This window comes from Pseudomonas sp. SDO5522_S412 (genome assembly GCF_054071215.1).
In genome coordinates this window covers 1-10098 of the sequence record NZ_JBSVWQ010000202.1, presented here as the reverse complement: position 1 = coordinate 10098, position 10098 = coordinate 1, and the positions used below count along the sequence as shown (strand labels likewise).

The 10098-nt window shown below is 61.9% G+C and carries 9 protein-coding genes; 6 read left to right on the top strand and 3 right to left on the bottom strand.

The window, feature by feature from the left end:
* Positions 1-63: 63 nt before the first annotated feature.
* Together ACW9I6_RS26405 and ACW9I6_RS26400 are read right to left on the bottom strand one after the other, a co-directional pair.
* Positions 64-1455: an ATP-binding protein gene (locus tag ACW9I6_RS26405; protein WP_457340020.1), complete on the bottom strand. Its 1392-nt coding sequence runs from the start codon at positions 1453-1455 to the stop codon at positions 64-66.
* On the bottom strand, positions 1452-2162 hold the full coding sequence (locus ACW9I6_RS26400; RefSeq protein WP_003213692.1) for a response regulator: 711 nt from the start codon (positions 2160-2162) through the stop codon (positions 1452-1454). The genes ACW9I6_RS26405 and ACW9I6_RS26400 overlap by 4 nt, the downstream gene beginning before the upstream one ends.
* 196 nt (positions 2163-2358) lie before the next feature.
* Here ACW9I6_RS26400 and ACW9I6_RS26395 point away from each other — a divergent pair, with 196 nt between their 5' ends.
* From ACW9I6_RS26395 to ACW9I6_RS26375, 5 genes are all read left to right on the top strand, one after another.
* Entirely contained in the window at positions 2359-4740 is a 2382-nt protein-coding gene (locus ACW9I6_RS26395) for a TonB-dependent receptor (protein ID WP_102606218.1), read from the top strand.
* A gap of 3 nt (positions 4741-4743) precedes the next feature.
* Complete coding sequence (locus tag ACW9I6_RS26390) at positions 4744-5424, top strand: Fe2+-dependent dioxygenase (RefSeq protein ID WP_457340019.1); 681 nt, start codon at positions 4744-4746, stop codon at positions 5422-5424.
* 28 nt (positions 5425-5452) lie between these two features.
* Positions 5453-6568, top strand: a complete 1116-nt coding sequence (locus ACW9I6_RS26385; protein ID WP_457340018.1) for an ABC transporter substrate-binding protein — start codon at positions 5453-5455, stop codon at positions 6566-6568.
* A 161-nt stretch (positions 6569-6729) separates the two neighbouring features.
* Entirely contained in the window at positions 6730-7788 is a 1059-nt protein-coding gene (locus ACW9I6_RS26380) for a FecCD family ABC transporter permease (RefSeq protein WP_134325843.1), read from the top strand.
* The gene (locus ACW9I6_RS26375) at positions 7785-8573 is read left to right on the top strand and encodes an ABC transporter ATP-binding protein (RefSeq protein ID WP_008432120.1); all 789 of its coding nucleotides are present in this window, start codon (positions 7785-7787) and stop codon (positions 8571-8573) included. The genes ACW9I6_RS26380 and ACW9I6_RS26375 overlap by 4 nt, the downstream gene beginning before the upstream one ends.
* 158 nt (positions 8574-8731) lie before the next feature.
* Here ACW9I6_RS26375 and ACW9I6_RS26370 read toward each other — a convergent pair whose 3' ends face one another.
* The gene (locus ACW9I6_RS26370; RefSeq protein WP_134325841.1) at positions 8732-9283 is read right to left on the bottom strand and encodes a cysteine hydrolase family protein; all 552 of its coding nucleotides are present in this window, start codon (positions 9281-9283) and stop codon (positions 8732-8734) included.
* Positions 9284-9379: 96 nt separating this feature from the next.
* On the opposite strand from ACW9I6_RS26370, the gene ACW9I6_RS26365 reads away from it, so the two are divergent.
* Positions 9380-10024 carry a glutathione binding-like protein gene (locus ACW9I6_RS26365; RefSeq protein WP_003213676.1) on the top strand — a complete coding sequence of 215 codons (645 nt, stop codon included), beginning with the start codon at positions 9380-9382 and terminating at the stop codon, positions 10022-10024.
* The last annotated feature ends 74 nt before the right edge of the window (positions 10025-10098 follow it).

Genomic DNA, 10098 nt, shown 5'->3' with positions numbered 1-10098 from the left:
AACCTCTCTGTTACTGATACACCGCTTTCGCGAGCAAGCCCGCTCCCACATTTAGCCTGCATTTCAAGGCCAGGATTTGCGCTGAAACTCCAACACCACCTCCAACCCCCCACCCTCCCGATTGCTCAAGCCCAACCGCCCGTCATGGGCACTGGCGATCGTATGCGCGATACTCAGCCCCAGCCCGTAACCACCGGTTTCCACATTGCGTGAGCCTTCCACCCGGTAAAACGGCTCCATCACCTGTTCCAGTTGTTCCTGGGGAATCCCCGGCCCACGGTCGCTGATGACAATCTTCAAGCTGTCCGCCTTGTCCTCTACCCGCACCACCACCTCGGAGCCATAACGCACCGCGTTCTCCAGCAGGTTCTGCACGCAACGCTTGAGACTGCGGGCATACCCCGGCAATGGCTGTTTGGCCCGCCCTTCTATCGTCACCGTCTCGCCCACGTCCTGCAGGTCCGCCTGCAAGCTTTGCAGCAAGGCGTTGATGTCGATGTTCTGGCGCTTCTCGTTGATTTCGCCGCTGCTGACGAAGTCCAGGGTGCTGGAAACCATGTGCTCCATTTCTTCCAGGTCGCTGCGAAAACGTTCTTTGGTGCGGTTGTCGTCGAGCATTTCCGTACGTAACCGCAGGCGCGTAATGGGCGAGCGCAGGTCGTGGGAAATCGCCGCCAGGAAGCGCGTGCGCTCGGCGATATTGGCGATCAGCCGCTGCTGCATGGCGTTGAACGCCTGGGCGGCGCGGCGCACTTCGGTGGGCCCATCGAGGGCCAGCGGTGGCCGCTGGATGTCCCGGCCCAAGGCTTCGGCAGCCTTGGCCAGGGCGTTGAGCGGGCGAATGGCCAGGCGCACCGCCACCAGGGCAATGATCACCAGCACCAATACCCGCAGCAGATAAATGCGCATCACGTAATCGAACAGCAAGTCCATCGGCGAAGTACTGGTCCAGCCTTGTTCTTCGGTGGCCTGCACCTGCAGCCAGCGCCCGTCCGGCAAACGCAGGTCAATCAGGAATTGCCCCACCACAGGCCTGGAGCTGAGCAGAGTCGACAGCCCGGCATGCTGGCCCTCGGCATCCAGCAACTTGAGGCTCAACAGATGCAGGTTCTGGGTGTAGCCGGTTTTCTCCGAGAGCACTTTATTCAGCAAGCGCTCGGTGGCCTGGTCGCTGTCGCTGATGCTGCTTGTCACATCACTGGCCTGGTCACTCAGGGTCAGGCGAAAGCGCGGCGTATCAAGCAGCTTGATCAGCAGATCCGCATGCGCCGGATCGCTGTGTACCAGCCGCACCACGTCCGCCAGCCGCGTGGCGATCAGCCGGCTGGGGATTTCCAGCACCTGGCCGTGGCGCATGTCGTACCAGATGCTGCTGGTCAGGGCCTGGGCCGCGAGCATGCCGCTGACCAGAATCAGCACCAGCCGGCCGAACAGCGAACGCGGCAGCAGTTTCACGATTGCAGCGCCACGTCGTCGGCGGTGAGCATGTAACCCTCGTTGCGCACGGTCTTGATCAAACCGGCCGGCAACTGCGAGCGCAGTCGGCTGACGCACACATCAATCGAGCGGTCGAACGGCGTGCTGTCTTTGTCGAACACGTGGTTGAGCAAAAAGTCGCGGCTCAGCGGCCGGTTGGGATGCTGCAACAACAGGCGCAACACCCGGTAATCGGAGTTGCCGAGGCTGACCACCACGCCTTCCGGCGAAAGCAATTGGCGGGCCCGGGTGTCCAGCTGCCAGCCGGCAAAGCTGATGCTCGGTGCTTCATCGAGCCGCGCCCGGTCCGGAAAACTCTGCACCCGGCGCAGCACCACCTTGATCCGCACCAGCAACTCCCGCGGGTCGAACGGCTTGGGCAGGTAATCGTCGGCGCCGATTTCCAGGCCGACGATCCGGTCGATCAGCGTGCCCTTGGCGGTGAGCATGATCACCGGCGTGTTGGAGCTGACGCGCAATTCGCGGCACAAACTCAGGCCGTCTTCGCCGGGCAACATCAGGTCGAGGACGATCAGGTCGATGACATTCAGCGCCAGGCGGCGGCGCATTTCCTTGCCGTCGCCGGCGGTGGACACCTGGAAGCCGGCGTCACTCAGGTAGTCGCACAGCAATTGGCGGATTTGCGGGTCGTCATCAACGATCAGCAGGTGGTCTTGCTTGGCCATGGGGCAATTCGTCCGAAACTCAAAAGGCAGGAGATAGCCGAAACTTCAGCCAGGAGTACGCGCAAATGTAATGGAATGTTGTGGGAAGCGGTAATCACGCATCCACATTACAAAGCCACGTCATGGCGGCCGGTATCGGTCTTTAGACTACCGAATCTAAATGAGATTAATTGTAATTTAGCCTAGGTCACTCCGAATGCCATTGCCTACCCCTCGCGCCCTGTCGCTGCAATCTACCCTTGCGCCGATGTTCGGCCTGCTTGCCGCCGGCAGCGTTTCTCCCACCGCCTGGGCCGATGCGCCGGTGGCGGCGTCGAATGATTCAGTGCTGAGCCTGCCGGAAATCAAGATCGACGGTGAAGCCACTTCCGCCTTTAAAGTCGACCGGGTGACCTCGGCAAAAATCAGCCAGCCGCTGCTTGATGCCCCGCAAAGCGTAACCATCGTCCCGCAGCAAGTGCTCAAGGAGCAAAACGCGCAGACCTTGCAGGAAGTGTTGCGCAACGTGCCGGGCATCACCTTCATGTCCGGCGAAGGCAACCTGGGCTGGGGCGACCTGTTTTCGATTCGCGGGTTTTCCTCGGAGCAGAGCCTGACCGTCGACGGTGTGCGCGATGCCGGCCAATCGACCCGCACCGACACCTTCAACCTGCAACAGGCAGAAGTGTTCAAGGGCACCGGCTCGATCGAATCCGGCGTTTCCGCGGTAGGCGGCAGCGTCAACCTGGTGAGTAAAGAGGCGCATCTGGGGGATGCCAACAAACTCTCGGCCGGCATCGGCACCGACAGCTACCGCCGCCTCACCGGCGATTTCAACCAACAACTGAATGACACCACCGCCCTGCGCATCAACCTGATGAAGCACTACAACCAGGTGGCCGAGCGTGACGACGTGGACTACGACCGCTGGGGCATCGCGACCTCCCTCGGCTTCGGCCTGGGCACCGACACCCGCCTGTTTATCGACACCTTCTACCAGAAGGACGACAACACGCCGGACGGCGGTGTGCCGATCCAGCGCGGCACCGACGGCGACCGCATGCCGGGAGTCAAGCGCTCCAACTGGTATGGCGACTCGCACCTGTACACCCAGCAGACCAAAACCACTTCGCTGACCACCCGCTTCGAGCATGATTTCGACTGGAACGAAGCGACCCTGAAGAACCAGACCAAGTGGGAGCGTACCGACAACTTCGCGGTGCTCTCGCCCGCGCGCTTCTTCGCCGCCAACGGCAATGGCCAAAAAACCTGCACCGGCACGCGCTGTGCGACCTTGGGCTACACCGGCGTAGGACCGATCAGCCAAGTGCCCGGCAGCACGGTAAATGCCTACCCGGGATACGCCAACAGCGGTAACACCGCCTACGGTATTTTGCGAGGGAGCGACTTCGGCCAGTCGACGCGCTATACCATCCTCGACAACCAGACCGACTTCGCCTTCAAGCTCAATACCGGCGGGCTGGAACACGCGGTGGTCAGCGGGCTCGAGTTCTATCACGAGACCTACGGCGGCCTGAAACGCAACGCCGAAGTGCCGGCCGGCGATCTGTTCTTCGACATGAACGACCCGAACCACAGCTTCGCCAGCAACGAAGTGACCAAGGGTGAAGGCCAGCCACGCTCAGTGATCGACAACGCCGGCATCTACCTGGGCGATACCGTCACCCTGAATGAACAGTGGCAAGTGCTCGGCTCCCTGCGCTACGACAACTGGCAGGCCAAAACCACCCAGCGTGGCCAAGCGTCCATCGACAGCACCGACGGTGCCGTGAGCGGCCGGGTCGGCGCGGTGTACAAGCCGTTGCCTAACGGCAGCATCTACGTGTCCTACAGCGAAGCGGCACAACCGTCAGCCCTGGGCGCGTCGACCAACAACCAGATCTACGGCGCCGCGAGCACCAGCAACTACACCCCGGCCAAGTCGAAGACCTACGAGATCGGCACCAAGTGGGACATTGCCCACGACCTGCTGAACGTCACCGCCGCGATCTTCCGCACCGAACTGGACAACTCCTGGGAATACCAGGACGGCGAAAGCGCTCCGGTACGCGCCCTCCCCGCCAAGCGCGTAGACGGTGTGGAACTGGGCCTGCAAGGCAATATCAGCCCGCGCTGGACGGTGTACAGCGGGTTCTCCGCGCTGAAAAGCACCCAGACCAAAGGGGCCAACAAAGGCGAGGAAGCCAAGAACGTTCCCGACCTGACCGCCAACCTGTGGACCACCTACGCCGTCACCGACGACCTGAGCCTGAGTTACGGCGCGCAATACGTAGGACGCCGCCGCTACAGCGACAACAAATACGTCGGCGGCCTGAACAACAACAGCAGCTACGCCACCGGCCCGTCCGGCGTGTACGCGATCTACACCCGCGACCACGAAAAGGCCCCCGGCTACTGGCTCAACAACGTGGCTGCGCAATACAAAGTGACCAGGCAAACCACGGTCAATCTCAACCTGAACAACGTGTTTAACAAGTTCTACTACAGCCAGATCGGCGCGTCCCTGGACGGCTTCCAGCTCTACGGCATTCCGGGCGCCGGGCGCACGCTCACCGCCAGTGTCGACTATGAGTTTTAAGCCGTGCTGATCGAAATCCCCGGCCTGTTGAGTGCCGAAGAAGTCGAGGTGGCCGTCGCCACCCTGCTCGATCAACCGTGGGTCGACGGCAAGGTCACCGCCGGGCAACGCTCGGCCAGGGCGAAAAACAACCGGCAGCTGTCGGAAGACGCGCCGGTAGCGATTCGCCTGGGTGAGCAGATTCTGTCGCGGCTGTCGGACAACGCGCTGTTCATGTCCGCCGCCCTGCCGAAGAAAATCTACCCGCCGCTGTTCAACCGCTACAGCGGCGGCGAGGCCTTCGACTGGCATATCGACAATGCGATTCGCGGCCTCAAGGGTGTGCGCGAACGGGTGCGCACCGACATCTCCGCCACCTTGTTCCTGGCTGATCCGGCCAGCTACGACGGCGGCGAACTGGTGATCCGCGACACCTTCGGCGAGCACGCGGTGAAGCTGCCCGCCGGGCACCTGCTGATTTATCCCGGCAGCAGTTTGCACAAGATCAACCCGGTCACCCGCGGCGAGCGCATCGCCAGTTTCTTCTGGATCGAAAGCCTGGTGCGCGAAGACAGTCAGCGCCAACTGCTGCTGGACATGGACGTGGCGATTCAACGCCTCACCGCGCAACACGCCGACGACCACGCATTGCTGCAACTGAGCGGCGCCTATCACAACCTTTTGCGGCGCTGGAGCGATGTCTGATGCGCCGCCTTCACCTGGAGTTCTCGCCATGCTGAAACCCCGCAACTTCCTCAAGCTGGGCGCACTGTTTGCCGTGCTGATCCTCGGCCACGCCGAAACCGCCGCCGCCCATGAAGTCACCGACGTGCTGGGCCGCAAGGTCGAGGTGCCAGACCACGTGCAGCGCGTGGTGCTCGGCGAAGGCCGGCTGATTTCGGCCTTTGCCTTGCTGGACAAGGACGCGCCATTCCAACGGGTTGTCGGCTGGCAGAATGACTTGAAACTGTTGGACGCCCACACCTATAACGCCTACGTGGCGAAATTTCCGACGGTAAAAGACATTCCGCTGATTGGCCAGGCGTCGGAGCAAAGCGTCAGCGCCGAGGAAATTCTTTCGCTGAAACCGGACCTGGCGGTGTTCAGCATTTCCGGCCATGGCCCGACTGAACACAGCCCGGTGGCGGACGTGTTGGCCAAGGCGGGCATTGCAGTGTTGTTCGTCGACTTCCGCATCAACCCGGTGCAAGGCACCCACGCCAGCATGACCGCCCTGGGCCAGGCCCTGGGCCGGGAAACCCAGGCCAAGGCGTTCCTCGACTTTTATGACCAGCACATCAAGGTGATCACCGACGCCGTCGCCACCTTGCCGGCCGGGCCGCGCCCGAGCGTGTTCCTGGAATTGCTGGCCGGCGCCTGGCAGGCACCGGGGCACACCACTGGCAAGAGCGGCATGGGTGAAGTGATCAAGCTGGTGGGCGGGCGCAACATCGCCGCCGACGTGGTGCCGGGGGCGCTGGGAGATATCAGTGTCGAGTACGCGCTGAAAGCTGACCCGGATGTGTATGTGGCCACCGGCAATCACAAGCCCGGGTTGATTCTGGGTGCTGGCGTGAGCAACGAAGACGCGCGTGCCGCGTTTGATACCGTGCTGGCCCGCCCTGAGTTTGTGAACCTTCGGGCGATTCGTGAGGGCAATTCCCACGGTCTGTGGCATGACTTCTACAACTCGCCGTACAACCTGCTGGCGATTGAAGCGCTGGCCAAGTGGGTGCATCCGGAATTGTTCGCCAAGCTGGATCCCAAGGCGACCATGGAAGCGATGAACCAACAGTTCCTCGGCATGCCGCTGCAGGGTGCTTACTGGATTGATGGCAAGGCCAAGTAACTAAGGCTCACAACCCATTCCCTGCCTGTACACGGTTCCTGTGGGAGCTGGCTTGCCTGCGATAGCGGTGTTGGATTCACCATCGCCATCGCAGGCAAGCCAGCTCCCACACTGACCGTGTACCGGCAGGGATTTTCGTCGTTTTCAAGGCTGCAAATCCAATGACCACTCAAACCCTCGACCTCGCCACCGCCAGCCAAGGCTATCGCCGCCTGCTCGCGCGTCGTTGCTGGCTGCTGGCCCTGCTGGGTGGCGCGCTGATGTGCGCGATCCTCGTGGACCTGGCCAGCGGCCCGTCGGGCATGGGCCTTGGCGCCCTGCTCGATGGCTTGCTGCACCCGGCCCACCTGAGCGCCACCGACCAGGTGATCATCTGGAACGTGCGCCTGCCCTACGCCTTGATGGCGGTGTTGGTCGGTTGCGCGCTGTCGCTGGCGGGCGCCGAGATGCAGGCGATCCTTAACAACCCGCTCGCCAGTCCATTCACCCTGGGGGTTTCCTCGGCGGCGGCGTTGGGCGCGTCCCTGGTGATTGTGTTTCCGGTGACGACGCTGTGGGTGTCGGCCAATACGGCGATTTCCATTTCAGCCTTTGTGTTTGCCGCCGCCTCGGTCTTTTTGCTGCAAGCCATGTCGCGCCTGCGCGGTGCCGGGGTGGAAAGCCTGGTGCTGTTCGGGATTGCCCTGGTGTTCAGTTGCAACGCGGTGGTCGCCCTGTTGCAACTGGTCGCCACCGAAGATGTGCTGCAACAACTGGTGTTCTGGACCCTGGGCAGCGTGACCCGGGCCAACTGGGACAAGCTCGGCATCCTCGCGTTGGTGGTCGCCGTGGTCATGCCCTTTTCCTTCGCGGCCGCGCCACGCCTGACCCTGTTGCGCATGGGCGAAGACCGCGCGCAAAGCTTCGGTGTCGATGTGAAGCGCCTGCGGTTTTTCTCGTTGTTGCGCATCAGCCTGCTGTCGGCCACCGCCGTGGCGTTTGTGGGAACCATCGGATTTATCGGCCTGGTGGGTCCGCACATCGCGCGGATTCTGGTGGGTGAAGACCAGCGCTTCCTGCTACCGGCCAGCGCGCTTGTCGGCGCGTTACTGTTGTCGCTGTCATCCATCGCCAGCAAACTGATCATGCCCGGGGTGATCGTACCCGTGGGTATCGTCACCGCGCTGGTGGGCGTGCCGATTTTCGTGTTGCTGGTGTTCAAGCGCGGGAGGCAGTTATGAGCAGCGGGCTGTCGATTCAGAACGCCCAGGTCAGCTATGGCCGGCGCCAGATTGTGCATGACCTGAGCTTGCCAACCCTGGCCCACGGCAGTTTGACCGCGTTGATCGGGCCGAACGGTGCGGGCAAGTCGACGTTGCTGCGGGCGGTGGCGGGGCTGGAAAAGATGCAGGGCGTTGTCAGATTGGGTGACCTGGACCTGACGAAAATGTCCGTCGGTGAACGCGCCCGGCGTGTGACCTATATGCCGCAAAACCTTCCGCCGGGCTTGAGCCTGAGTGTGATGGAAAGCGTGATCGCGGCGCTGCGGGTGGCGAACGTCGAGGGCATTGCGCTTTCAAGCGACGCGTGCATGCGCGAGGCCTTTGATGCGTTGCAAAGGATTGGCATCGCTCATCTGGCGGATCAGCTATTGAGCACGTTATCCGGCGGCCAGCGGCAACTGGTCAGCCTGGCGCAACTGATTGCGCGCCGGCCACAGGTGATGCTGCTGGATGAACCCACCAGTGCGCTGGACTTGAACTACCAGTTGAAGGTCATGGATTGCGTGCGCGACCTGGTGCGGGAACACAACCTGATCGCCGTGGTGGTGCTGCACGACATCAACCTCGCGGCGCGCTATGCCGACCATATCGCGGTGCTGCGCCAGGGCCGGCTGTACGCCAGTGGCGCGGCGGATGACGTGCTGGATACGGCGCTGTTTGCCGAAGTCTATGGTGTGCGGGTACGCATCGAGCGATGCTCACAACAAACGTTGCAGGTGTTGGTGGACGGCGCGGTGGCTTAGATCCTCTGTGGCGAGGGAGCTTGCTCCCGTTGGGCTGCGTAGCAGCCCCAAAATCTGTGCACGCGCGTCTTCAGGCGGACTGAGGTGAGGCACTCGGGAGCGCTTCGCACTGGAGCTCCAGCCTGGTCCAGCGGGAGCAAGCTCCCTCGCCACAACGGTCACTCCAGCAACTGTTTGGAGGAAATCACTGTGGCGTACTCGCCGTGCAGGTTGCCCAACGACATGGCATGTACCGCCTGCGCCGAATGCATCTGCCCGAAAAAGTCCGCCTTGTCGAAGGTGTAGCAGGCATCTTCGATAACCCACGTCTCAAACCCCAGGTTGCCGGCACTGCGGGCCGTGGCCTCCACCGAGTTATGGGTGGCCACGCCCACCAGCACCACTTGCCGAAGCCCGGCCTCATGCAACCTCGCTTCCAGCCCCGTCCCACAAAATGCGTCCGGCACCCGTTTCTGGATCAACTGCTCACCCGCCTGCGGAATAAATGCATCCTGAAACTCCACCCCCGACTGCTGCGGCCAGAACACCGATTCCGGCGAATGGGACAGATGCTGCACATGAATCACCGGCCAGCCTTCGCGCCGCCAATGCGCCAGCAACGCCTGCATGCGCGCCTCGGCGTGCGGATTATTGCGCCGTCCCAGCCTGGGATGGTGAATGCCTTTTTGCTGGTCAATCAGAATCAACGCTGCGCCCGCACGAATTTCCATATCGATAGACCCAAATGTTTCATTGAATTTTCGTCACCCTAACATCACCTATACCTACAGGCATTCGCTCAAGCGTCACCACCCTTGGAGAGCTTCATGATCGACCTGTATTACTGGACCACCCCCAACGGTCACAAAGTGTCGTTGTTCCTGGAAGAAGCCGGCCTGCCTTACGAGGTACACCCGATCAACATCGGCCAGGGCGATCAGTTCAAGCCCGACTTCCTGAAGATCGCCCCCAATAACCGCATCCCGGCCATCGTCGATCAGAACCCGACCGACGGCGGCGCGCCGATTTCCCTGTTCGAATCCGGTGCGATCCTGCTGTACCTCGCGGAAAAAACCGGCAAGTTCATTCCCCAGGACCTGCGTGGTCGTCAGGAAGCGCTGCAATGGCTGTTCTGGCAAATGGGTGGCCTGGGCCCGATGGCCGGCCAGAATCACCACTTCAGCCAGTTCGCCCCGGAAAAGATTCCCTACGCGATCAAACGCTATGTGGATGAGACCGCCCGCCTGTATGGCGTGCTGGACCGGCGCCTGGCCGACCGCACGTTCGTGGCCGGCGAGGAATACAGCATTGCCGACATGGCGATCTACCCGTGGATCGTTTCCCACAAGTGGCAGAGCCAGAAGCTGGAAGACTTCCCACATGTAGAACGCTGGTTCAACCACATCAAGCAACGCCCGGCGACGGTGCGTGCCTATGAGCTGGTGCAGAAGGTCAATCCGCCAAAATCCTGAAGGTCAACGGGATCAAAATGTGGGAGCGGGCTTGCTCGCGAATGCGGTGGATCAGCCACAACTCTTTTAGCTGA